The sequence below is a fragment of the Pseudomonas parafulva genome, from assembly GCF_002021815.1.
GTDB classification, from domain to species: Bacteria; Pseudomonadota; Gammaproteobacteria; order Pseudomonadales; family Pseudomonadaceae; genus Aquipseudomonas; species Aquipseudomonas parafulva_B.
On record NZ_CP019952.1, the window covers coordinates 3443568 to 3466248 of the forward strand.

Consider the following 22681-nt stretch of genomic DNA (forward strand, 5'->3'; position numbering starts at 1 on the left):
GAACGACCCTCTTACCAACTAAAGCGCAAGCCATCGAACGGTTCGGTGGCGGCAGCAGGCGACACCGGTGGCTCGTTTGTGGACGTACCCACTGACCCAAGGATCACCTGCGGCGCAGGTGCCTGCTCGGCTGGGACTTCCCTGAGCTTGGCCAATGCCAGCTGAGCCCGGAGTTGTTCGCGGCTGGCGGTGACCGAATAGGTCAGCACGTCGCCGTCGACCCGCTTCAACTGCGCGCCGTAGGACTCCAGCACCCGGGCCAGCTCAGCGTAGCGCGGCAGGTTCATGCCCTGGACCTGCATCTGCACCTGACCACTGGCCCCGGGACGCGTTACGTAGCGCGGTGCCAGCCGCGTGCTCACGGCAAGCATCACGGCGTCGGCCAGCGCTGCCGGGTCCGCTCCTTCGGCACTGCCCTGCTCGCGCCCCTCGCCCAGCCACAATTGCCATTTGCCTTGCCATTTGCCGTCGATCTCCTGGGCGTGCACGGCCAACACGGCATCGGCGCCGTAGCGCTGGGAGACCTCACGCAGCGGCCCGGGATCCTTGGCTTCGATATGCTTGGCGTCGGCCACCAGTTGCTCCTGCAGATCGGCCAGCGGCAGACGCAGCGGCAAGCCCCGGTGACGGGCCGCGCGCCGCAACGGCTGGGCGCTAGGCTGGCCGTCCCCTACCAGGCTAGTGCCGTCAACACTCTCGACGAGCCACCAACCCAGAATCGACGGGCGATTGCTGCCCCACAGACTGAGGCCCGCCTTGCGCAGGGCACGCTCGGTGCTGCCGGGGTCGAACTCGACCCGGACGGTTTCGGGCGGGCCAGCGTCGCTGCCCACCTGGTTGACGATCGGTTGCGGATCCTTGCGCAATGCCGCCAGCGCCGGGTTCTGCACGGCCTTGGGGTCGCCGGTCAGGCGCAGCACCAGGGTGTCGAAGGCCTGGCTGGTCGCCGCCGCACGCGCCTCGGCGCCCTGCCCGGCCACCGGCTCGCGCACCTGATAAAGGCCGGAGACGTTCTCGGCCTGGGCCGCCCCTGCGATCAACCACAGACATCCCATGACCCAAGTAGTGAACAAGCGCATCGTTGTGTCCTTGTGCTCTGGAACGGCGAGTTTCAAGCTTCAGCACTCATACCTCAAGCGGCACGGTTAAAGGTAGCACCGGCAAGGCCAGGCTTCTGGCGATCTTGCACCGGCGAGAGCCCTAAATTCACCTGCCCGTCGGCCGGAGGATGGCCGCTGCACGGCAACCCTGATAAAATCGCGCGCCTTCACAGACCACTGATGTCACGGTTAGCCGCTGCATGGCTGCCGGCCCTTGCCGTCAGGGTCGTTTTTACGAATCCCTCCCTCCTAAAGGCCTGGATCAATGAGCAAGCAACCCTCCCTGAGCTACAAGGACGCCGGTGTAGACATCGACGCCGGCGAAGCACTGGTCGAACGCATCAAGGGCGTGGCAAAACGCACCGCACGCCCTGAAGTCATGGGTGGCCTGGGCGGCTTCGGCGCCCTTTGCGAGATCCCGGCTGGCTACAAGCAGCCGGTGCTGGTCTCCGGCACCGACGGCGTGGGCACCAAGCTGCGCCTGGCGCTGAACCTGAACAAGCACGACAGCATCGGCCAGGACCTGGTCGCCATGTGCGTGAACGACCTGGTGGTCTGCGGTGCCGAGCCGCTGTTCTTCCTGGACTACTATGCCACCGGCAAGCTCAACGTGGACGTGGCGGCTACCGTGGTCACCGGTATCGGCGCAGGTTGCGAACTGGCAGGCTGTTCGCTGGTCGGCGGCGAAACGGCCGAGATGCCGGGCATGTACGAAGGTGAAGACTACGACCTGGCAGGCTTCTGCGTAGGCGTGGTGGAGAAGGCCGAAATCATCGACGGCTCGCGCGTGGCCACCGGCGATGCGCTCATCGCCCTGCCATCCTCGGGCCCGCACTCCAACGGTTACTCGCTGATCCGCAAGATCCTCGAAGTCTCGGGCACAGACGTCGAAAGCACCCAGCTCGACGGCCAGCCGCTGACCGAACTGCTGATGGCGCCAACGCGCATCTACGTCAAGCCGCTGCTGCAACTGATCAAGAACACCGGCGCGGTCAAGGCCATGGCCCACATCACCGGTGGCGGGCTGCTGGACAATATCCCGCGCGTACTGCCGGCCAATGCCCAGGCGGTCATCGACGTGGCCAGCTGGAAGCGCCCAGCCGTCTTCGATTTCCTGCAGGAAAAGGGCAACGTCGACGAGCATGAAATGCACCGCGTGCTCAACTGCGGCGTGGGCATGGTGATCTGCGTAGGCCAGGACCAGGTCGAAACCGCCCTGAGCGAACTGCGCAACGCCGGTGAACAGCCTTGGGTCATCGGCCACATCACCGAGGCCGCAGAGGGCGCTGCCCAGGTCGAGCTGCAGAACCTCAAGGCACACTGATGCCGAGCAAGTCCTGCAATGTGGTGGTATTGCTGTCGGGTTCCGGCAGCAACCTGCAAGCGCTGATCGACAGCTGCGCCGTCCCGGACAGCGCCGTGCGCATTGGCGCGGTCATCTCCAACCGTGCCGATGCCTACGGGCTGCAGCGTGCAGCCGCTGCCGGTATTGACACCGCGGTCCTTGACCATACCGGCTTCCAGGGCCGCGAAGCCTTCGATGCGGCCCTGGTGGCCTGTATCGATGGGTTCGCTCCGGACCTGGTGGTGCTGGCGGGTTTCATGCGTATCCTCAGTGGCGACTTCGTGCGCCACTACCAAGGTCGCCTGCTCAACATCCACCCTTCGCTGCTGCCTCGCTACAAAGGGTTGCACACCCATAGACGCGCCCTGGAAGCAGGGGATGTCGAGCACGGGTGCAGTGTCCACTTTGTCACCGAGGAACTCGATGGGGGCCCGTTGGTCGTACAGGCTGTCGTGCCGGTGGCACCCGATGACACGGTCCAAAGCCTGGCTCAGCGGGTTCACACACAGGAACACGTCATCTACCCAATGGCTGTTCACTGGTTCGCCAACGGCCGCTTGCGTCTTGGCGAACAAGGTGCATTACTGGATGGCCAGCCCCTGTCGGCCAGCGGTCATTTGATTCGATCCTAGGAGATACTATGCGTCGTGCCCTGCTCTTGGCTCTTGCCGTGCTTGCCCTGCCCCTCCAGGCAGCAGACCTGAAGCCGTTCTCGGCCAGCTACACCGCCGACTGGAAGCAACTGCCCATGAGCGGTACCGCCGAACGTAGCCTGGTCAAGAATGCCGATGGTACCTGGGACCTGAACTTCAAAGCGTCGATGATGATCGCCAGCCTGACCGAGCAAAGCTCGCTGCGCCTGGATAACGACACCTTGCTGCCCCAGCGTTACCACTTCGAGCGCGGCGGTCTTGGCAAGGCCAAAAAGGTCGACCTGAGCTTCGACTGGGCTGCCAAGAAAGTGACCGGCAGCGATCGTGGCGATGCCATCACCCTGCCGCTCAACCGTGGGGTGCTCGACAAGTCGTCCTATCAGCTGGCGCTGCAGCACGATGTTGCCGCTGGCAAGAAGAGCATGACCTACCAGGTGGTCGATGGTGACGAGATCGACACCTATGACTTCCGCGTACTGGGTACTGAGAAAGTAACCACCAAGACCGGCCAGGTGGATGCCGTCAAGGTCGAACGTGTGCGTGATCCAAGCCAGAGCAAGCGCATCACCGAGCTGTGGTTTGCCAAGAACTGGGACTACTTGCTCGTGCAATTGCGCCAAGTGGAAACCGATGGCAAGGAATACGTGATCGTCCTGCAGGACGGCACGGTCGATGGCAAGCCGGTTAAAGGTAACTGACACTCAAGCTTGTCGGCGTTGAGCCATAACGCAACACCAAGCCCCGCCCCGTGCGGGGCTTTTATTTGGGCGGGCATAAAGCAGTCGGGCCTAGGCATACCATGGCTACATGAAACTTGTTTCATGGCCGTTTTATTTACTTAGGCTGCTAACAAACTCTATAAATAAGGCGTGCGACAGACTGTCGCACCCAACCAGAAAAAGTGGAGTTTAACGATGACAGTTCAAGTGACCGAACGCGACGAATCGAAAATGTCCCACGAAGGCCTGGCCGCAGGCGTGCGGATCTGGGATGTGCACCAGCAGGGCCAGTTGGTCGGGATGTTCCACAACGAACATGAGGCGCAACAGTACCGTGTCGAACTGGAAGACCTGGAAAAGCAGCGCACCACACAGTGACAGCGATCTTCAGAAAACCGTGACGTGAATACCCGTTATGGCGCCAGGGGCCGCCTTGCGGCCCATCGCCGCACAATGCGGCCCTGACCACCCGGTGGACGTTCAGACAGGGCCTTGCAGCATTACCACATCAGATCGTCAGGGATCTTGTACGCCGCATACGGATCGTCGTCGTCGGCTTCCTCGACATGGGTATTGAGCAGCAATACCCGGCCCGGGTCGCGTTCCTGGATCTTGACGGCCGCCTCGCGGGGAATGACCTCATAGCCGCCCCCGTAGGACACCACCGCCAGCGCACCATGGCTCAATTTGCTGCGCATCAGGGCATTGACCGCGATACGCTTGACCTTTTTGTCGTCGACGAAGTTGTAGTAATCCTCGGTCGTGAGCTTGGGCAGGCGGGTCGCTTCGATCAGTTGCTTGATCTGCGCGGCGCGTGCCTTCTTCTCGGCTTTTTCCTGCTGTTCACGGTTGAGCGCCTGGTCACGCTTGGCCTTTTCGGCCATGGCTTCCTTGGCCAGCCGCTGCTGGGTATCGTCCACCTCGACCTGGCCTTTGTGCTCCAGGCGCTTCTGTTTCTTTTCAGCCTTGTTGGCCTGAGAAACCTGTTTCTGGTTGACCAGCCCGGCTTTGAGCAATTGGTCGCGAAGGGAAAGGCTCATGAATGTTCACTCACTTATGCAACAGCTCAGCCGCAGCTGGGCAGGTTCTTTTCCTGACGCTTGGCTTCACCCCAAAGGGTGTCCAGCGCATCAAGGTTACAGTCTTCAATGGCAGTGCCGCTGTCACGCAACGCCTGCTCGATAAAGCGAAAACGTCGCTCGAACTTACGATTGGCTCGGCGCAAGGCGTTTTCGGGGTCATGCTTCAAGTGACGCGCCAGGTTGACTACCGCGAACAGCAAGTCACCGACTTCATCTTCCAGCGCATCGCTGTCCCCGTCGGCCATGGCCTGCAACACTTCGTCGAGTTCCTCACGCACCTTGTCCACAACCGGCAAGGCCTCGGGCCAGTCGAACCCGACGGTGGCCGCACGCTTTTGCAGTTTGGCCGCCCGGGACAAGGCAGGCAATGCCGTTGGCACATCGTCGAGCAATGACAGCTGTTCTGGACGGCTTTTCTGCGCCCGCTCCTGCGCCTTGATTTCTTCCCAGCGTGACTTGACCTGCGCATCGCTCAGGCTGGGTGTCTCCAGCGGCGCATACAGGTCCCCGGTTGGAAAGACATGGGGGTGTCGACGAATGAGCTTGCGGGTGATGCCGTCCACCACGCCGTCGAACGCGAAACGGCCCTCCTCCCGGGCAAGTTGGCTGTAGTAGACCACCTGGAACAGCAGATCGCCCAGCTCGCCTTGCAAGTCCTCGAAATCGCCGCGCTCGATGGTGTCCGCCACCTCGTAGGCTTCTTCGAGGGTGTGTGGGACGATGCTGGCATAGTCCTGCTTCAGGTCCCAAGGGCAGCCGTATTGCGGGTCGCGCAAGCGGGCCATGAGGTGGAGCAGGTCCTGGAGGGTGTAGGTCATTCAGGCAAGTCCTTGACGGTCGGGCTTGGCGGGCAAACCGGCCCCTAAGGGGCGGGATGCCCGCGAATCGTGCACGCGGGATTCAGGGCGTACGATTACGCCGTGTCTCGATGATGTTCGGCAACTGCGAGATACGCCCCAGCAAGCGCCCAAGGGCATCCAAACCGGGGATCTCGATGGTCAGCGACATCAGCGCCGTGTTGTCTTCCTTGTTCGAGCGGGTATTGACCGCCAGCACGTTGATCTTCTCGTTGAGCAGCACCTGCGACACATCGCGCAGCAAACCGGGGCGATCATAGGCACGGATGATGATATCGACCGGGTAAGTCTGTACCGGAATCGGCCCCCAGCTGACCTGGATCATGCGCTCCGGCTCTTTGCCGGCCAGCTGCAACACCGAGGCGCAATCCTGGCGGTGGATGCTCACACCGCGACCCTGGGTGATGTAGCCGACGATGGCATCGCCAGGCAACGGCTGGCAGCAACCGGCCATCTGCGTCAGCAGGTTGCCCACGCCCTGGATCTGAATGTCGCCACGCTTGCCCCCACGCGGCCCGCTGGGCTTGCGCGGCACCAGCTCGATCTGCTCGATGCGCTCAGGCTCGAGCAGCTGTTGCGCCGCATTGACCAGATGCGCCAGGCGCAGGTCCCCAGCGCCCAGGGACGCAAACATGTCCTCGGCCGTCTTGACGTTGGTCTTCTCGGCCAGGCGCTCGAAGTCGACCTGCGGCAGGCCCAGCCGGCTGAGCTCACGTTCGAGCAGCGTCTTGCCGGCGGCAACGTTCTGGTCGCGCGCCTGCAGCTTGAACCAGTGCACGATCTTGGCCCGCGCGCGCGAAGTGGTGACATAGCCTAGGTTCGAGTTCAGCCAGTCACGGCTCGGGTTACCGTGCTTGCTGGTGATGATTTCGACCTGCTCGCCGGTCTGCAGGCTGTAGTTGAGCGGCACGATGCGCCCGTTGATCTTGGCGCCCCGGCAGTTGTGGCCGATCTCGGTGTGCACCCGATAGGCGAAGTCCAGGGGCGTCGCCCCTTTTGGCAGGTCGATGGCGTGACCGTCCGGGGTGAACACGTACACCCGGTCGGGCTCGATGTCGACCCGCAGTTGCTCGGCCAGGCCCCCGATGTCGCCCAGCTCTTCATGCCACTCCAGCACCTGGCGCAGCCAGGAAATCTTTTCTTCGTAGTGGTTCGAGCTGGGCTTGACGTCGGTGCCCTTGTATCGCCAGTGGGCGCAGACGCCAAGCTCCGCTTCCTCGTGCATGCCGTGGGTGCGGATTTGCACTTCCAGCACCTTGCCCTCCGGGCCGATTACCGCCGTATGCAGGGAGCGGTAGCCGTTTTCCTTGGGGTTGGCGATGTAGTCGTCGAATTCCTTGGGGATGTGACGCCACAAGGTGTGCACGATACCCAGGGCGGTGTAGCAGTCGCGTATCTCGGGGACCAGCACCCGCACGGCGCGCACGTCGTAGATCTGGCTGAATTCCAGGCCCTTGCGCTGCATCTTGCGCCAGATCGAGTAGATGTGTTTGGCGCGGCCACTGATGTCCGCCTTCACCCCGGTGGCCAGCAGTTCGTTCTGCAACTGGTTCATGACATCGCTGATAAAGCGTTCACGGTCCAGGCGACGCTCGTGCAACAGCTTGGCGATCTGCTTGTACTGTTCGGGCTCGAGGTAGCGGAACGAAAGGTCTTCCAGTTCCCACTTGATATGCCCGATACCCAGACGGTGGGCCAGGGGGGCGTAGATGTCGAACACTTCCCGCGCCACCCGCAGGCGTTTCTCGTCATCAGCGGCCTTGACCGCTCGAATGGCACAGGTGCGTTCGGCCAGCTTGATCAACGCCACGCGAACGTCGTCGACCATCGCCACCAGCATCTTGCGCAGGTTCTCGACCTGCGCCTGAGAGCCGAGCACCAGCGACTGACGGGGGCTGAGACTGGCACTGATCGCAGCCATGCGCAGCACGCCATCGATCAGCTTGGACACGACCGGCCCGAAGCGCTGGCTGACTTCGGCCAGGGTGACCTTGCCTTCTCGCACAGCGCGGTAGATGACCGCCGCTACCAGGGAATCCTGGTCGAGCTTGAGGTCCGCGAGAATCTCGGCAATCTCAAGACCTGCCTGATAGCTCGACGTACCATCGGCCCAGGAATGCTTGGCCGGGTTGCCCTTCTTCTCGACTTCCTGGGCAAACTCGCAGGCCTCTTTGAGCGCTGCGCGGTCGAGCGCCGAATCGACGCTGACCACATGGTCCAACCACGCTTCGAGATTGATACTGCCGTCGGTATTGACCGGCTGGTGCACTCTCACCTGTACCATCTTTGTTTTACCTTTCCATACAGCGCACCCTGCGGGTGCACTGGCAATCACCGCACGGCTGCCATTCCCTGGAAGCCGCACCAAGGGGCCAGCTGGCTAGCCCACTTCGAATAACGCCATGGCTTCGACATGCGCCGTTTGAGGAAACATGTCGAGAATCCCGGCCCTTGTTAACCGGTACCCCTGCCCGACCAGCACCTGGGCGTCTCGCGCCAGCGTGGCCGGGTTGCACGATACATAGACCAGCCGCTTGGCCCCAAGACGGGCGATGCCCTGCACCACCTCCCATGCACCGTCGCGCGGTGGGTCCAAGAGTACCGCAGAAAAGCCCTCGGCGGCCCATTCCATGCCCGTCAACGGCTGCGATAAATCGGCCTGAAAAAACTGCGCGTTATGCACATCGTTGCTGCGGGCATTGGCCGCCGCACGATCGACCATGGCCTGTACGCCTTCTACCGCCACCACCTCACGGGCATGCCGTGCCAGCGGCAAGGCAAAATTGCCCAGGCCGCAGAACAGGTCCAGTACCCGCTCTTCAGGCTGCGGAGCGAGCCAGGCCAAGGCCTGCTCGATCATGGCGGTATTGACCTGGGCGTTGACCTGCACGAAGTCGCCGGGGCGCCAGGCCAGTTGCAGCTGCCAGGGCGCCAGGTCGAAACCCAGCGGCCCGGTGGCATCCACCGGCTGCGGCTCGCCTTCACCCTGCAGCCACAACTGCGCGCTGGCCTCGGCGCAGAACGCCTGCAAGCGTGCAACATCTTCGGCCGGCAACGGCGCGACATGACGCACCAGCACTGCCTCGGCCGTGCCGCTGAACAGCTCCACATGGCCCAGGGCTTGGGGCTTGGCCAACGAGCGCAGCACCGTGGGCAAGTGACGCAGGATTGACTGCAAGGGCTGTACCAGCACCAGGCAATCATCGATGGCAACGATGTCCTGACTGGCCTGCGCCCTGAAACCGACTGCCAACTGGCGGGTCTTGGGGTCCCAGCGCACGGCCACACGGGCGCGGCGACGGTAGCCGAAAGCGGCCCCGGTCAAGGGCGCGGCCCATTGCTCGGGCTGCACACCGGCCACCCGTTGCAGTTGCTCGGCCAGGGTGCGCTGCTTGAGCGCTAGCTGAGCCTCATGGGGCAGGTGTTGAAGGTTGCACCCCCCGCACTGGCCGTAGTATTTGCAAGGGGCTTCGCGGCGCTCGGGACTGGCCTGGAGCACCCGTTCAAGCCGCGCTTCGACGACTTTGCCACGGGCATTGAGCACCCTCGACTCGACCTCTTCGCCTGCCAGGGCGCCAGTGACGAACCAGGTGCGCCCTTCATGAAACGCAATGCCGCGACCGTCCCCTGACAGGCGCTCGATGACCAGGCGTTGCTTCTTGCCCACGGGAACCTGGGGGCTACGATTGCCACCGGCTGGCTGAAAGCGCAGGCCGCTGTTGGTTTTCTTCTTGGACATTTAGCTCGGATCGAACAGGCCAGTGGACAGGTAACGGTCGCCGCGATCGCAGATGATGGCCACCAAGGTGGCATTTTCCACTTCCTGGGACAGGCGCAGCATGGCGGCGACTGCACCACCGGAAGACACGCCGCAGAAAATGCCCTCTTCACGGGCAAGCCTGCGCATGGTCTGTTCGGCCTCGTCCTGGGACATGTCGACAATGCGATCGACCCGGGCTGCGTCGAAAATTTTTGGCAGGTATTGCTGGGGCCAGCGGCGAATACCCGGAATGGCCGCGCCTTCCATCGGCTGCAAGCCGACGATCTGCACCGCCGGATTCTGCTCCTTGAGGTACTGCGAGCACCCCATGATGGTCCCGGTGGTGCCCATGGAACTGATGAAGTGGGTAACGCGCCCCTGGGTCTGCTGCCAGATTTCCGGGCCGGTGCTGGTGTAGTGCGCCATCGGGTTGTCACCGTTGGCGAATTGGTCGAGCACCACGCCACGGCCATCGGCTTCCAGCTGCTGAGCCAGATCGCGTGCCCCTTCCATGCCCTCTTCCTTGGTCACCAGGATCAGCTCGGCGCCGTAGGCTGCCATCGCCGCCTTGCGTTCGGCCGTGGAGTTGTCGGGCATGATCAGGATCATCTTGTAACCCTTGATTGCCGCTGCCATGGCCAACGCGATGCCGGTGTTGCCGGAGGTTGCTTCGATCAGCGTATCGCCAGGCTTGATCTGGCCGCGCGATTCGGCACGGGCGATCATCGACAGCGCGGGACGGTCCTTGACCGAGCCGGCAGGATTGTTGCCCTCGAGCTTGAGCAGCAAGGTATTGCTGGTCTGGCCAGCCAGGCGCTGCAGGCGAACCAGGGGCGTATTGCCGACGCAATCGGCGATGGTTGGATACTGCAAGGTCATGGTGTCTTTCACAATCCGGACGGCGGGGGCGCCCATCATACCGGCAAACCCCGCTTCGCCATATCACGCAATCTGTGGTGCATATAGCTACAGGCTATAAAGCCCGTGCAGTGCCTTGCCCATGCACGGCGCCACATGCCACCGCCGGTGCTGCACCTGCGTACGGACTTAACGCGTGCAATGGCTGGCGAGGGGGAGTAACGTCCCCGCTTGGCCGCCTTGCAGGGCGGCATCCAGGCACATTGACAGGAGGCGAGTGTGCTCGATCGTTTGGGAATTCGCAGCCGCGTGCTGTTGCTGGCGCTGCTGCCAGCCGGGTTGATGGCAGTGGTGCTGGGCAGCTACTTCACCTGGCTGCAACAGAGCGACCTGCGCACGCAATTGCTGCAACGGGGCAAGATGCTGGCCGAGCAGCTAGCGCCGCTGGCAGCCCCGGCCATGGCCCGCAAGGCGCCTGCACAACTGGAACGCATTGCCGCGCAAACCCTCGAACAGGCCGATGTACGCGCCGTCGCCTTCCTGACACCGGACCGTAGTCGGCTGGCCCATGCCGGCCCGAGCATGCTCAACCAACCGCCCAGCGGCGGCAGCGGTACCCAGTTGCTGCAACGCAGTGGCAACGACGCCACTCGTTACCTGATGCCAGTGTTCGGCCACCACCGTGACCTGGCCACCGATGCCGTGCCTGCCGAAGCCGAACGCTTGCTGGGCTGGGTGGAAATCGAGCTGTCCCATGACGGCACCTTGCTGCGCGGCTACCGCAACCTGTTCACCACGCTGCTTCTGATCCTGGCCTGCCTGGTGGTCAGTGGGCTGCTGGCCCTGCGCATGAGCCGTGCCATCAACACGCCGATCGAGCGCATCAAGCATGCGGTCAACCAGCTCAAGGACGGCCACCTCGAGGAACGCCTGCCGGCCATGGGCAGTCACGAGCTGGACGAACTGGCCCGCGGCATCAACCGCATGGCCGAGACCCTGCACAGTGCCCACGAAGAGCTGCAGCACAGCATAGACCAGGCCACCGAGGATGTCCGGCAGAACCTGGAAACCATCGAAATCCAGAACATCGAGCTGGACATGGCCCGCAAGGAAGCCCTGGAAGCCAGCCGCATCAAGTCGGAATTTTTGGCCAACATGAGCCATGAAATCCGCACGCCGCTCAACGGCATTCTGGGCTTTACCCACCTGCTGCAGAAAAGCGAGCTGATGCCCCGCCAGGTGGACTACCTGAACACCATCGAGAAGTCAGCCGACAATTTGCTCGGGATCATCAACGAGATCCTCGATTTCTCCAAGATAGAAGCAGGCAAGCTGGTGCTCGACAGCATCCCCTTCAACCTGCGCGACCTGATCCAGGACACCCTGACCATCCTGGCACCGGCCGCCCATGCCAAGCAGCTTGAGCTGCTGTGCCTGATCTACCGCGATACGCCCTCCTCGCTGATCGGTGACCCGCTGCGCCTCAAGCAGATCCTCACCAACCTGGTCAGCAACGCGATCAAGTTCACCCGCGAAGGCACCATCGTCGTGCGCGCCATGCTCGAAGACGAGCACGAGGACAGCGCCCAGTTGCGCATCAGTGTCCAGGACACCGGCATTGGCCTGTCGCCTCAAGATGTACGCACGCTGTTCCAGGCTTTCAGCCAGGCTGACAACTCCTTGGCCCGCCAGCCAGGCGGCACCGGCCTGGGGCTGGTGATCTCCAAGCGCCTGATCGAGCAGATGGGCGGCGAAATCGGCGTCGATAGCACCCCTGGCGAAGGTTCGCAGTTCTGGATCAGCCTCAACCTGCCCAAGGCGCACGACGATGCCGAGGAGCTGCCTCTGCAGCCCTTGCTCGGCCGTCGCGCCGCCATCGTCGATGGCCATGCACTGGCGCGGCAGGCCCTGGAGCACCAGTTGCAGGACTGCGGTTTGAGCGTCTGTGTCTTTACCTCCTACGAGCAACTGCTGCAGGCGGTGCAAGCTGCCAGCCAGGCGGGGCAGCCGTTCGACTTCGCCGTGCTGGGCGCCAACGTAGGCTCCCTGGCACCCGAACAGCTGGGTCAGTATTACCAGCACCTGGAGCGGCATCATTGCCAGTGCGTGGTGCTGTGCCCCACGACCGAGCAGGCGCTCTATCACCCTTACCTGTCCAATGGCCACGGCCAACTGCTGTCCAAGCCATCGTGCACGCGCAAGCTGCGCCGCCTGCTGCTGGAAATGGTCCAGCCCCGCCGGTTGCAGGGCGAGGTCAGCGCCATGGTGGGCCAGCAGCGCCAGCCCAAGGTGCTGTGCGTGGATGACAACGCGGCCAACCTCTTGCTGGTGCAGACTCTGCTGGAGGACCTGGGCGCCCGGGTGACGGCTGTCGACAATGGTTACGCGGCGGTACAGGCCGTGCAGAGCGAACCGTTCGACCTGGTACTGATGGACGTGCAGATGCCCGGCATGGACGGACGCGCCTGCACCGAGCAAATTCGCCGCTGGGAAAACACCCAGAGCGGCAACCCGTTGCCAATCGTTGCACTGACCGCCCACGCAATGGCCAATGAAAAACGCGCCTTGCTCCATGGCGGCATGGACGACTACCTGACCAAGCCGATCAGCGAGCGGCAACTGGCACAGGTGGTGATGAAGTGGACTGGGCTGAGCCTTGGCTTGTCGCCGCAGATGCCGGCGAGCCTGCCCACTGGGCCTGACGAGTTGAAGGTGCTCGACCATGACGAAGGCCTGCGCCTGGCGGCAGGCAAAGCCGATCTGGCCGCCGACATGCTGAGCATGTTGCTGGCCTCGCTGGAAGATGACCGCGCCGCTATTCGGGATGCACGTGAAGCGCATGACCGTCGTACGCTCATCGAGCAGGTGCACCGGCTCAACGGCGCTTCTCGCTATTGCGGCGTGCCTCAGCTGCGTGCCGCGTGCCAACGCAGCGAGACCCTGCTCAAGCAGGACAGCCCCTTGGCTGGGGAGGCGCTCGATGAACTGGACAACGCGATCAGCCGGCTGGCAGCCGAGGCCAGGCTGAGTATTTGAGGGCAGCCGCCCTTTCCACTGACCCAGTGCCTATGCACAAGGAGCCACCATGCGCGCCCTGCTGTTCAGCAGTCAGCACTATGACCAGGAGAGTTTCACCCAGGCCGCCGTGGGCGGCGGCGTGGCACTGCATTTTCAGTCCGCGCGTCTTACGGCCGATACCGCGCCGCTGGCCCAGGACTACGAGGTCGTCTGCGCGTTCATCAACGACGAGCTCGACGCGGCGGTGCTGCAATGCCTGGCGCGCGGTGGTACGCGCCTGGTGGCCTTGCGTTCAGCCGGGTACAACCATGTCGACCTGGCTGCGGCCCAGCGACTGGGAATAGATGTGGTGCGGGTACCGGCCTATTCGCCCCAAGCCGTGGCCGAGCACGCCGTGGCGCTGATACTGGCGCTCAATCGGCGCTTGCACCGGGCCTACAACCGCACGCGTGAAGGCGATTTCACCTTGCACGGGCTGACCGGTTTCGACTTGCATGGCAAGACCGTCGGGGTCGTCGGCACCGGCCAGATCGGCGCGGCCTTCGCACGCATCATGGCCGGCTTCGGCTGCCAACTGCTGGCCTACGACCCCTGCCCCGACCCGCAGCTCGAGGCCTTGGGCGCGCGCTACATGAGTTTGCCAGCGTTGCTGAGCCAGGCACGCATCATCAGCCTGCACTGCCCGTTGACGCCAGGCACCCGGCACCTGATCAATGCCCAGAGCCTGGTCCACCTGCAACCTGGCGCCATGCTCATCAACACCGGACGCGGGGCGCTGGTCGATACGCCGGCACTGCTCGATGCGCTCAAGAGCGGCCAGCTGGGCTACCTGGGCCTGGACGTTTACGAAGAAGAAGCCAAAGTGTTCTTCGAAGACCGTTCGGACCTGCCCCTGCAGGACGATGTGCTGGCGCGCCTGCTGACATTCCCGAATGTGATCGTCACGGCCCATCAAGCCTTCCTCACCCATGAGGCCTTGCAGGCCATTGCCCAGACGACGCTTGAGAACATTGCCTGCTGGGCGGCAGGCAGGGCGCAGAACCTGGTGACCGGTTAATGCTAGGATACGCGGCATTTAGGGAGGACCCATGGTCGAACACGATTTTCGCTACACCCTCTTCAACCCGCAGCACACGCTGATCGAGTGCCGAGCCCTGGTGCCCGGCCGTTACCAGGTTACAGGCAACGGTGGCTCGATGCACAAGGGCGACACCCTGCTGGTCACTCTCAAGGGCAGCAAGGACTTGGCCATGCGCCTGACCGTGGACAGCGTCCGCCACCTGATCAACCCGCGCGGACAGTGGGTTGCCGTGGCCAACGGGCCAGTCTTCCATGAACTGGAGATCCTGGCCTGGCAAGTGGCGTGCGACAGCTGCGATGCGGTACTGGACTTCGAATTTGCGGTCGATGCCAAGCTGGGCAAGGCAGCGCGTCAGCCTGCAGCCAGCGCCCGCATCGCCGAACTGGGCTGGGCAAGCCAGGACGCCCGGCACCTCTGCCCCCGTTGCCAGGAGCCTGCACAATGAAAAACCTGCTTACCAGCGCACTGATTGCCACCGGCCTGCTTGGCTGCGCGACCGCCCCTTCGGACCTGCAGCAAGACCGCAGCTACGTACTGGAGTGGATCGGCGAGCGCCCCCTGATCGACAACAGCCACTTGAGCATGACCTTGGGCAGCGACGGGCGCGCCTATGGCAATGCCGGCTGCAATCACTGGTTCGCGGCCTACACCCTCGATGGCGAGCGCTTGAGTTTTGGTAGCGTCGGCAGCACCCGCAAGCTGTGTGCACCGGCTTTGATGGAACAGGAAAAACGCTTCCTGCAGGCCCTTGGCAAAGTCACCCGCTGGGACCTGGCGCCGGATCAGCAATTGCGCTTGTGGCCCACCGACGGCAAGCCGCTGCGCCTGTGGCCTGAAGAGGGCTGAGCGGGCGGGCTGTTGCCCGCGGGGCCTGGCTTGACAGGTCAGCGCCCCGTTCGCTCAGGCCGTGCCAGCGTCACCCCTGTTTCAGGGCCTTGATCTTGGCCTTCAAGCCTTCGAGCGTCTGCTCACCGAGCAATTGCTCACGCACCTTGCCCTTGTCATCAATGATGTAGGTCACCGGCAGCGCCTCGCTGCGGGGCAGGTCATAGCGCTCGGCGGGGTCCTGGGCCAGCACGGTGAAATCGATGCCCAACGTATCGGCCGCCTGCTTGAGGTCCGCGCCTTGCAGGCCATCGAAATTCACCCCCACCACCTTGATGCCGTCAGCGGCCCATTGCTTGGCAGCCGCATTGAGCTCGGGAATTTCGGTACGGCACGGCCCGCACCACTCCGCCCAGTAGTTGAGCACCAGCCAGTGCCCGTCTACCTGTTCGGCCTTTACCGTGTTGCCGTGCTGGTCCACGCCATAATCGGCACCGCAACCACCGAGCAACAGGCTCGCGGTGATGGCCATTACTGCTGCCAGACGCCTTGCCATGGGTCAATCCTTCTCGAGTTTTAGAGCAAATGGGTCAGTCGCTGCGGTTAGAATACCGGTCACACCTTGCTGGATGCGACCCCACATGACTGACCTGACGCTCTATCATAACCCGCGCTGCTCCAAATCCCGCGGCGCGCTGGAACTGCTCGAGGCCCGCGGCCTGGCGCCTACCGTGGTGCGCTACCTGGAAACGCCCCCCGATGTCGCCACGCTCAAGGTGCTGCTGGACAAGCTGGGCATCCCGCCCCGTCAACTGTTGCGTACGGGCGAGGACGACTACGCTCAACTCAATCTGGCCGATCCGACACTCAGCGACGCCCAGCTGATCGACGCCATGGCGACCCACCCCAAGCTGATCGAGCGGCCAATCCTGGTAGCCGGCGACAAGGCCGTGATCGGCCGCCCACCCGAAAATATCCTGGAGATCCTGCCGTGAGCGAACCCTATATCCTGGTGCTCTACTACAGCCGCCATGGCTCGACCAGCGAGATGGCCCGGCACATCGCCCGTGGCATCGAACTGGGCGGCATGGAAGCACGCCTGCGCACCGTACCGGCCGTGTCCAGCGAATGCGAGGCGGTCGCGCCCGACGTGCCGGCCAGTGGCGCGCCCTACGCCACCCTCGACGACCTGCGCCACTGCTCGGGGCTGGCCCTGGGCAGCCCTACCCGCTTCGGCAACATGGCCGCTGCGCTCAAGTACTTCCTGGACGGTACCAGCCCCTTGTGGCTGGGCGGCGAGCTGGTGGGCAAGCCCGCCGGTGTGTTCACCTCCACCGCCAGCCTGCACGGTGGTCAGGAGAGCACCCTGCTGTCGATGATGCTGCCCCTGCTGCACCACGGCATGCTGGTACTGGGCCTGCCCTATAGCGAGTCAGCCCTGATCGAGACCCGTGGCGGCGGCACACCCTACGGGGCGAGCCACCACGCCGGCGCCGATGGCAAGCGCGACCTCGATGAGCACGAAATCGCTTTGTGCCGCGCTCTGGGGCAGCGCCTGGCAACCACGGCCAAAGCCTTGGAGACCACGCGTGGCTAAGGCGCGAAAACCGCTGCCTGCGCAGGCATGGCTAGCACCTCGGGTACGGGTGACCCGGGCGCTGAGCTTGGCGTTCGTGCTGGGCTTGATCGCGCTGCTGGTGGTGAACAACCTGTGGTTCGCCAATCTGCATGGCGCGCGGGTGAGCGTGATCCTGGCCATCGAACTGCTGCCACTGCTGCTGGTACTGCCAGGCATGGTCAGCGCCAGCGCCCGCGCTCATGCCTGGGCCTGTTTCGTGGTCAACATCTACTTCATCAAGGGGGTGGTGGCAGCGTTCGATCCTGCTCGGGCTCTGTTTGGCTGGCTTGAGCTGTTGGTCAGCCTGGGGCTGTTCACGGCCGCGCTGCTGTATGTGCGCTGGAAGTTCCAGTACCAAAGGCGCCTGGCCGGCGAAGGCAACTGATGGGGGGGCGGGCCCGCCCCCGCCGGCTCAGTGATTGACGGTATGGGCCAGCATGACCGACAGCTGGCACAACGGCCGGCCACTTTGCTCGTGCCACTGGTTGAAGGCGTCCTGCACCAGGGCCAGGTCGCGCTGGCTGGTGGGCTTCTTGTCGATGACCTTTTGCGCGATCAGCGCTGCCGCCATATCGTCGGTCGGCACGAAGGTGTCCTTGCCGACCATGCGCAGGAAACGCGGCGCGGACAAACCGCCCAACTGATTACCGTGCTTGGTCAGGTATTTCCATAAACCCACGATATCGGTTACTGGCCAATCGGCGATGAAGTTCCCGAAGCTGCCCCACTGCTTTTCGATATCCAGCACCATCTGGGCGTTGCGCGGCACGCTCTTGAGCTTGCCCAGGTGCCGGATGATGCGGGTGTCCTGCATCAGCCGCTCAAGGTGCTCGGCACTCATCAGCACGACCTTTTCCGGGTCGAAGCCGAAGAACACCTGCTCGAACGCCGGCCACTTGGCGTCCACCAGGCTGTGCTTGAGCCCGGCGCGAAATACGCGCAGGGCAAGGGTCGACAAGTAGCGATCAGCGCTGGTCGCCCGTAGCTGCTCCGAGCTGCGAGGTTGCGGCAGGGCCGCCTCCAGGGCGCGGGCAGAGCCGAAGCGGTTCAGGCAGAACTCGTGCAGCCACTGATAGTCACGCATGGGTCAGATGTTCACCACGTCAAGAAAGCGCGGGGTGGCGTTTTCATCGATCGTCAGGCTGGTGAAATCGAAGAGGTTGCGGTCGGCCAGCTGCGACGGTGCGACATTCTGCAAAGCGCGGAAAATGCTTTCGGTCCGGCCTGGGTGCTTGCGCTCCCATTCGACCAGCATGTCCTTGACCACCTGACGCTGCAGGTTCTCCTGCGAGCCGCACAGGTTGCAGGGGATGATCGGGAACGCCTTCATGTCCGAGTACGCCTGGATATCCTTCTCGCTGCAGTAGGCCAGCGGACGGATCACCACGTTACGGCCGTCATCGGCGCGCAGTTTTGGCGGCATGCCTTTGAGGGCACCGTTGAAGAACATGTTGAGGAAGAATGTTTCGACGATGTCGTCACGGTGATGCCCCAGGGCCATCTTGGTGGCACCGATTTCATCAGCGAAGGTGTACAAGGTGCCGCGGCGTAGGCGCGAGCAGAGCGAGCAGGTGGTCTTGCCTTCCGGGACCAGTTCCTTGACCACCGAGTAGGTGTCCTTTTCGACGATGTGGTACTCGACACCCAGTTCCTTGAGGTAGGCCGGCAGCACGTGCTCCGGAAAGCCTGGCTGCTTCTGGTCCATGTTCACCGCCACGATCTGGAACGAGATCGGCGCCACCTTCTGCAGGTGCAACAGAACATCGAGCATGGTGTAGCTGTCCTTGCCGCCGGACAGGCAGACCATGACCTTGTCGCCATCCTCGATCATGTTGTAGTCGGTGATGGCTTCGCCAGCGAGACGACGCAGGCGTTTTTGCAATTTGTTCTGGTTGACCGAAAGGGTGCCCATAGCGCTTGAATCCGCGAGGTGTGACAAAAGCCGGCTATTTTACGCACAATTGCAGCAGGGCTGTAGGCATTCCGACAAAGACTTCAGGGCGATCACGCTCAAATAACCCATCGTGTGACCAATGGCTGGGTGAGTGCACGGCCGCTGCGGCATAATGGCCGCCAGAGGATTCATTGCCCCATGCCCGAACTGCTCATCCAACGCGTCGAAATCTGCTATCAGCAGGCCGAGCGCTTTTTTGATCGCGCCTTCCCCCGCCCGCAGGTCAGTTTCAAGCTGCGCGGGCAAAAAGCCGGGGTGGCCCACCTGCACGAAAACAAGCTGCGTTTCAACCTGCAGCTATACCGCGAGAACCACGAAGACTTCCTGCGCCAGACCGTAGCGCACGAGGTCGCCCACCTGGTCGCTCACCAGGTCTTTGGTGACGGTATCCAGGCCCACGGCCAGGAGTGGCAGTTGATCATGCGCGGCGTCTACGAACTGCCGCCGGCGCGCTGCCACAACTACGCCGTCAAGCGCCGCGCGGTGACCCGCTACCTCTACCGCTGCCCCTGTCCGCAAAGTGAGTTTGCGTTCACGGCGCAGCGGCACGCATTGGTGGGCCAAGGCCGGCGGTACCTGTGCAAACGTTGCAGGCAACTGCTGGCCTACAGCGGCCAGACGCGGGTCGAATAGCGGGCTTGGTCACGAAACAGGCAAAAAAAAACGATCCGTTGACGTGGGGTCAACGGATCGTCTGGTCATGCTGGGCGCGTCTTTATTTCTCGACGAACGCCCGCTCGATCAGGTAATCGCCCGGCTCGCGCATGCGTGGGGAGATTTTCAGGCCGAAGCTGTCCAGCACTTCGCTGGTCTCATCGAGCATGCTCGGGCTGCCGCAAATCATCGCGCGGTCATCCTGCGGGTTGATCGGCGGCAGGCCGATGTCGCTGAACAACTTGCCGCTGCGCATCAGGTCGGTCAGGCGGCCCTGGTTCTCGAAAGGCTCGCGGGTGACGGTCGGGTAATAGATCAGCTTTTCGCGTACGGCTTCGCCGAAAAATTCGTTCTGCGGCAGGTGCTCGGTGATGAACTCGCGGTAAGCCACTTCGTTCACGTAGCGCACGCCGTGGACCAGGATCACCTTCTCGAAACGCTCGTAGGTTTCCGGGTCCTGGATCACACTCATGAACGGCGCCAGGCCAGTACCGGTGCTGAGCAGGTACAAGTGCTTGCCGGGGTTGAGGTCGTCGAGCACCAGCGTACCGGTAGGCTTCTTGCTGATGATGATCTCATCGCCTTCCTTCAGGTGCTGCAGCTGCGAGGTCAGCGGGCCGTCGGGCACCTTGATGCTGAAGAACTCCAGGTGTTCTTCCCAGTTCGGCGAAGCGATGGAGTAGGCACGCATGAGCGGACGGCCGGAGTCCTGCTGCAGGCCGATCATCACGAACTGACCGTTCTCGAAGCGCAGCCCCGGATCACGGGTGCACTTGAAGCTGAACAGCGTGTCGTTCCAGTGGTGCACACTGAGGACACGTTCGTGGTTCATGTTGCTCATCTAATGGGGCTCCTTAAGAAAGTCGCAGCGCGCAAAAGGCGCAGAGTTGCGCGATAGTTTAGGGGCAGCGACAATATCTGTTAACTGGATTATCAAGATATGTGTTATCGGTTATATCGATATGCGATTCACACTACGTCAACTTCAGGTCTTCGTGGCCGTCGCCCAGCACCAGAGCGTTTCACGCGCTGCAAGCGTGCTTGCGCTGTCGCAATCGGCTGCCAGCACCTCCATCACCGAGCTTGAACGCCAGAGCAGCTGCCAGTTGTTCGACCGGGCGGGCAAGCGCCTGAGCCTCAACGCCTTGGGTCATCAGTTGCTGCCACAAGCCGTGGCACTCCTGGACCAGACCAAGGAAATCGAGGACCTGCTCAACGGCAAATCAGGGTTCGGCTCCCTCGTGGTGGGCGCCACGCTCACCATTGGCAACTACCTGGCAACCCTTCTGATCGGCAGCTTCATGCAGCGACACCCCGAAAGCCAGGTGAAGCTGCACGTACAAAATACTGTGCATATCGTGCAACAGGTGGCACACCACGAAATTGACCTGGGTCTGATCGAAGGTGATTGCAATCATCCAGACCTTGAGGTGCAGCCTTGGGTGGCGGATGAACTGGTAGTGTTCTGCGCCCCCCAACATGCACTGGCCAAGCAGGGCCGCGCCGACATCGCCACGCTGGCCCGTGAGGCGTGGATCCTGCGCGAGCAAGGCTCGGGCACGCGCCTGACGTTCGACCAGGCCATGCGCCACCACCGCGCACAGCTGGACATCCGCCTGGAACTGGAGCACACCGAGGCCATCAAGCGCGCCGTGGAATCGGGCCTGGGCATCGGATGCATCTCACGCCTGGCCCTGCGCGATGCCTTTCGCCGTGGCAGCCTGGTGGCAGTGGAAACACCCGAGCTGGACTTGATGCGCCAGTTCTACTTCATCTGGCACAAGCAGAAATACCAGACCTCGGCGATGCGCGAGTTTCTGGAACTCTGTCGCCACTTCACCGCTGGCGTCACGCGCAGCGACGAGATCGTGCTGCCGCCTATAGCCTGAGCCGTGCAGGCGCAGCGCCCCGCGTTGTAGCCCTACAGAAGGATCACGCCCCACACGATCGCGACCATGCACAACGACACCAACTGGGCAGCGCTGCCCATGTCCTTGGCGTTCTTGGACAAAGGGTGGCGTTCGAGGGAAATGCGATCGATCGCCGCCTCCACCGCCGAATTGAACAGCTCGACAATCAGGCCAAGCAGGCACACCGCGATCATGATCGCCCGCTCCGCACGGCTTACCGGCAACCAGAAGGCAACAGGCACCAGCACGATGTTGAGCAGTACCAGCTGGCGGAATGCAGCCTCGCCCTTGAAGGCGGCGCGCAGCCCGTCCAGGGAATAGCCCGCGGCGTTGAGGATTCGTTTCAGACCAGTCTGGCCCTTGAAAGGTGATGGCGTCATGGGGTTCGCTTAGCTACGAAAGGGCCGGCAGACTAGGCTGGCAAGGGTCAAAAAAGCGTGAAGGCCTGGGTAATCAGGTGCTAGCAACCGATTCAAGTTGTTGCAGCAACAAAGCGGCCTGGGTGCGCGTGCGCACACCCAGCTTGCGGAAAATGGCCGTCACATGGGCCTTGATGGTGGCTTCGGACACACTCAGCTCGTAGGCGATCTGCTTGTTCAGCAAGCCCTCGCAGACCATCGTCAGTACCCGGAACTGCTGCGGCGTCAGGCTGGCGAGCCCTTCGCTGGCAGCCCTCGCTTCAGCAGGCACATCGACCTTCTCGAACGCCTGTGGTGGCCACCACACTTCGCCATCGAGCACTTTGCGCACCGCATCCTGAATCACTTCGAGGGTGCTCGACTTGGGAATGAACCCGCTGGCGCCGAACTCGCGGGACTTGACCACGACCGCAGCCTCCTCCTGCGCCGAGACCATCACCACCGGTATCTGCGGGTACTGCCCGCGCAGCAGGACCAAGCCGGAAAAACCGTAGGCACCTGGCATGTTCAGGTCGAGCAGCACCAGGTCCCAGTCTGCCTTTTCGCTCAGGCGGTTCTCCAGCTCTGCAATACTTGCCACTTCCACCAGACGCACGTCCGGGCCCATGCCCAGGGTGACGGCCTGGCGCAGTGCACCGCGAAACAGCGGGTGGTCATCGGCAATCAGGATTTCGTATGTGGCCATCGATCTAAGGATCCTGTTCTGTACCAGGGGCCCGTCGGCACGGGCGCACTGGCGGGAATCGGCGCCAAGGATGCCGAGCGGCGACGGCATAGGTCAAGCCAGCCTGCCAGTCGCTCAATCCGCCTTGGCGGCATCCCGGTCAT

Annotated in this window: 25 protein-coding genes; 13 read left to right on the plus strand and 12 right to left on the minus strand. The window is 62.9% G+C overall.

Annotated elements, in window-relative coordinates:
* Positions 1–11: 11 nt before the first annotated feature.
* Positions 12–1079, minus strand: a complete 1068-nt coding sequence (locus B2J77_RS15450; protein WP_058639488.1) for a DUF2066 domain-containing protein — start codon at positions 1077–1079, stop codon at positions 12–14.
* A gap of 286 nt (positions 1080–1365) precedes the next feature.
* Between B2J77_RS15450 and purM the strand changes: the two genes are divergently transcribed.
* The 4 genes from purM (at position 1366) to B2J77_RS15470 (ending at position 4195) form a co-directional block, all read left to right on the plus strand.
* On the plus strand, positions 1366–2424 hold the full coding sequence (gene purM / locus B2J77_RS15455; RefSeq protein WP_058639489.1) for a phosphoribosylformylglycinamidine cyclo-ligase: 1059 nt from the start codon (positions 1366–1368) through the stop codon (positions 2422–2424).
* Entirely contained in the window at positions 2424–3077 is a 654-nt protein-coding gene (gene purN / locus B2J77_RS15460) for a phosphoribosylglycinamide formyltransferase (protein WP_078478969.1), read from the plus strand. Before purM ends, purN begins: the two co-directional genes overlap by 1 nt.
* An 8-nt stretch (positions 3078–3085) precedes the next feature.
* Entirely contained in the window at positions 3086–3796 is a 711-nt protein-coding gene (locus B2J77_RS15465) for a DUF3108 domain-containing protein (RefSeq protein ID WP_078478970.1), read from the plus strand.
* A 216-nt stretch (positions 3797–4012) separates the two neighbouring features.
* Positions 4013–4195, plus strand: a complete 183-nt coding sequence (locus B2J77_RS15470; protein ID WP_023534042.1) for a hypothetical protein — start codon at positions 4013–4015, stop codon at positions 4193–4195.
* A 122-nt stretch (positions 4196–4317) separates the two neighbouring features.
* On the opposite strand, the gene B2J77_RS15475 is transcribed toward B2J77_RS15470, so the two are convergent.
* The 5 genes from B2J77_RS15475 to cysM all read right to left on the minus strand — a co-directional run bounded on the left by B2J77_RS15475 (position 4318) and on the right by cysM (position 10395).
* On the minus strand, positions 4318–4857 hold the full coding sequence (locus tag B2J77_RS15475) for a DUF2058 domain-containing protein (protein ID WP_058639492.1): 540 nt from the start codon (positions 4855–4857) through the stop codon (positions 4318–4320).
* Positions 4858–4883: 26 nt separating this feature from the next.
* Positions 4884–5717 (minus strand): nucleoside triphosphate pyrophosphohydrolase, encoded by an 834-nt coding sequence (gene mazG / locus B2J77_RS15480; protein ID WP_058639493.1) that lies wholly within the window; start codon positions 5715–5717, stop codon positions 4884–4886.
* An 82-nt stretch (positions 5718–5799) separates the two neighbouring features.
* Positions 5800–8040 (minus strand): GTP diphosphokinase, encoded by a 2241-nt coding sequence (gene relA, locus B2J77_RS15485; protein WP_058605345.1) that lies wholly within the window; start codon positions 8038–8040, stop codon positions 5800–5802.
* 96 nt (positions 8041–8136) lie between these two features.
* Positions 8137–9495, minus strand: a complete 1359-nt coding sequence (gene rlmD, locus B2J77_RS15490) for a 23S rRNA (uracil(1939)-C(5))-methyltransferase RlmD (protein ID WP_058639494.1) — start codon at positions 9493–9495, stop codon at positions 8137–8139.
* The gene (cysM, locus tag B2J77_RS15495; RefSeq protein ID WP_058605367.1) at positions 9496–10395 is read right to left on the minus strand and encodes a cysteine synthase CysM; all 900 of its coding nucleotides are present in this window, start codon (positions 10393–10395) and stop codon (positions 9496–9498) included.
* A gap of 258 nt (positions 10396–10653) precedes the next feature.
* Here cysM and B2J77_RS15500 point away from each other — a divergent pair, with 258 nt between their 5' ends.
* From B2J77_RS15500 to B2J77_RS15515, 4 genes are read left to right on the plus strand one after another with little or no spacing between them, the layout of a single operon-like run.
* Positions 10654–13410, plus strand: coding sequence for a response regulator (locus tag B2J77_RS15500; protein ID WP_058639495.1), 2757 nt, complete (start codon positions 10654–10656; stop codon positions 13408–13410).
* A 49-nt stretch (positions 13411–13459) separates the two neighbouring features.
* Positions 13460–14449 carry a 2-hydroxyacid dehydrogenase gene (locus tag B2J77_RS15505; protein WP_078478971.1) on the plus strand — a complete coding sequence of 330 codons (990 nt, stop codon included), beginning with the start codon at positions 13460–13462 and terminating at the stop codon, positions 14447–14449.
* Positions 14450–14480: 31 nt separating this feature from the next.
* Positions 14481–14918, plus strand: a complete 438-nt coding sequence (locus tag B2J77_RS15510; protein WP_078478972.1) for a hypothetical protein — start codon at positions 14481–14483, stop codon at positions 14916–14918.
* Positions 14915–15319 (plus strand): META domain-containing protein, encoded by a 405-nt coding sequence (locus B2J77_RS15515; protein ID WP_058605340.1) that lies wholly within the window; start codon positions 14915–14917, stop codon positions 15317–15319. The genes B2J77_RS15510 and B2J77_RS15515 overlap by 4 nt, the downstream gene beginning before the upstream one ends.
* A gap of 70 nt (positions 15320–15389) precedes the next feature.
* Here B2J77_RS15515 and B2J77_RS15520 read toward each other — a convergent pair whose 3' ends face one another.
* A complete protein-coding gene (locus B2J77_RS15520; RefSeq protein ID WP_058639498.1) occupies positions 15390–15854 on the minus strand; it encodes a TlpA disulfide reductase family protein in 465 nt (154 codons plus the stop codon).
* An 85-nt stretch (positions 15855–15939) separates the two neighbouring features.
* On the opposite strand from B2J77_RS15520, the gene arsC reads away from it, so the two are divergent.
* The 3 genes from arsC to B2J77_RS15535 are packed head-to-tail and all read left to right on the plus strand — an operon-like array spanning position 15940 to position 17301.
* Positions 15940–16293 (plus strand): arsenate reductase (glutaredoxin), encoded by a 354-nt coding sequence (arsC, locus tag B2J77_RS15525; RefSeq protein WP_058639499.1) that lies wholly within the window; start codon positions 15940–15942, stop codon positions 16291–16293.
* Positions 16290–16895, plus strand: a complete 606-nt coding sequence (wrbA, locus tag B2J77_RS15530) for an NAD(P)H:quinone oxidoreductase (protein WP_058639500.1) — start codon at positions 16290–16292, stop codon at positions 16893–16895. The genes arsC and wrbA overlap by 4 nt, the downstream gene beginning before the upstream one ends.
* Positions 16888–17301, plus strand: a complete 414-nt coding sequence (locus tag B2J77_RS15535; RefSeq protein ID WP_058639501.1) for a DUF2069 domain-containing protein — start codon at positions 16888–16890, stop codon at positions 17299–17301. Before wrbA ends, B2J77_RS15535 begins: the two co-directional genes overlap by 8 nt.
* Positions 17302–17328: 27 nt before the next feature.
* On the opposite strand, the gene B2J77_RS15540 is transcribed toward B2J77_RS15535, so the two are convergent.
* Together B2J77_RS15540 and ttcA are read right to left on the minus strand one after the other, a co-directional pair.
* Entirely contained in the window at positions 17329–18000 is a 672-nt protein-coding gene (locus B2J77_RS15540; RefSeq protein WP_078478973.1) for a DNA-3-methyladenine glycosylase I, read from the minus strand.
* 3 nt (positions 18001–18003) lie between these two features.
* Positions 18004–18828 carry a tRNA 2-thiocytidine(32) synthetase TtcA gene (ttcA, locus tag B2J77_RS15545; RefSeq protein WP_023534071.1) on the minus strand — a complete coding sequence of 275 codons (825 nt, stop codon included), beginning with the start codon at positions 18826–18828 and terminating at the stop codon, positions 18004–18006.
* A 168-nt stretch (positions 18829–18996) separates the two neighbouring features.
* Between ttcA and B2J77_RS15550 the strand changes: the two genes are divergently transcribed.
* The gene (locus tag B2J77_RS15550) at positions 18997–19503 is read left to right on the plus strand and encodes a SprT family zinc-dependent metalloprotease (RefSeq protein ID WP_267128937.1); all 507 of its coding nucleotides are present in this window, start codon (positions 18997–18999) and stop codon (positions 19501–19503) included.
* A gap of 82 nt (positions 19504–19585) precedes the next feature.
* On the opposite strand, the gene fpr is transcribed toward B2J77_RS15550, so the two are convergent.
* A complete protein-coding gene (fpr, locus tag B2J77_RS15555; RefSeq protein WP_028635022.1) occupies positions 19586–20365 on the minus strand; it encodes a ferredoxin-NADP reductase in 780 nt (259 codons plus the stop codon).
* A gap of 121 nt (positions 20366–20486) precedes the next feature.
* Between fpr and B2J77_RS15560 the strand changes: the two genes are divergently transcribed.
* Positions 20487–21413 carry a LysR family transcriptional regulator gene (locus B2J77_RS15560; protein ID WP_078478975.1) on the plus strand — a complete coding sequence of 309 codons (927 nt, stop codon included), beginning with the start codon at positions 20487–20489 and terminating at the stop codon, positions 21411–21413.
* 32 nt (positions 21414–21445) lie between these two features.
* Here B2J77_RS15560 and B2J77_RS15565 read toward each other — a convergent pair whose 3' ends face one another.
* Both B2J77_RS15565 and erdR read right to left on the minus strand, forming a co-directional pair.
* Positions 21446–21814 carry a diacylglycerol kinase gene (locus B2J77_RS15565; protein ID WP_058605332.1) on the minus strand — a complete coding sequence of 123 codons (369 nt, stop codon included), beginning with the start codon at positions 21812–21814 and terminating at the stop codon, positions 21446–21448.
* Between the two features lie 73 nt (positions 21815–21887).
* Positions 21888–22538, minus strand: coding sequence for a response regulator transcription factor ErdR (gene erdR, locus B2J77_RS15570; protein WP_058605331.1), 651 nt, complete (start codon positions 22536–22538; stop codon positions 21888–21890).
* Positions 22539–22681 lie beyond the last annotated feature (143 nt).